Source organism: Halobacillus rhizosphaerae, assembly GCF_046719735.1.
Taxonomy (GTDB): domain Bacteria; phylum Bacillota; class Bacilli; order Bacillales; family Halobacillaceae; genus Halobacillus_B; species Halobacillus_B rhizosphaerae.
In genome coordinates this window covers 1-639 of sequence record NZ_JAUTWQ010000057.1, presented here as the reverse complement: position 1 = coordinate 639, position 639 = coordinate 1, and the positions used below count along the sequence as shown (strand labels likewise).

The 639-nt window shown below is 42.6% G+C and carries 1 protein-coding gene; it reads right to left on the bottom strand.

Annotated features, from left to right (window positions below; genetic code table 11):
• Positions 1-200 precede the first annotated feature (200 nt).
• The gene (locus Q7A53_RS21720; RefSeq protein WP_411791298.1) at positions 201-425 is read right to left on the bottom strand and encodes a hypothetical protein; all 225 of its coding nucleotides are present in this window, start codon (positions 423-425) and stop codon (positions 201-203) included.
• Positions 426-639: the final 214 nt, after the last annotated feature.

Sequence of the window (639 nt, the reverse complement as noted above, 5' to 3'; positions counted from 1 at the left end):
GGCAAGCCTCCTCAGTCGTTATCACTCCTTGCGGGGTTTCGCCTAGCTCCTTTTCCCGCGGGAGTCTCCTTGTTTCCCCGCCACCTCCACCTAAAAGAATGCAACGGACCCATGGAAAGCGATTCATTTCGCTTATCCAAACATTGATTAACGTATGAATTTTGCAAAGGGATGGATGCGGAAGAAGGTCATCCAAGAAACTACTGTTCTTGCAGATAGGAATCTACTATTTTTCTAACGATATACCAAGGAAGTAGTAAAAAAACTGTGTGAATTAAGATCATGACCACATGAATGGCAAACGCGGCATGGACATACGGCTCTACCACCGCTCTTATATTGTCTTCGATAAAAGCGTAGACAATAGCAGAAAGCATGATAGGGATGAAATTTCTTTTGGCCAGCAGCTTATTCCTTCTTTCCATCCATCCTTCCTCCTTCGTTAAACGCCTTCCTATGTATGGATTCAGTTCCCTTGAGCTTTTAAAATAAACAAATTTTACCATAAACCCTGCCGTTAGAATCTCCAACAGAAGTATAATTTTTTAGAGCATAAAAAAAGCATCTGCGTTTTTAAAAAATCGCAGACACTTTTTAAAGCAGTGGCTCGGGACGGAATCGAACCGCCGACACACGGAT

Coding starts and splice junctions, on each gene's coding strand:
- Q7A53_RS21720 (WP_411791298.1), bottom strand. CDS start 425: ATGGAAAGAAGGAATAAGCTGCTGGCCAAAAGAAATTTCATCCCTATC.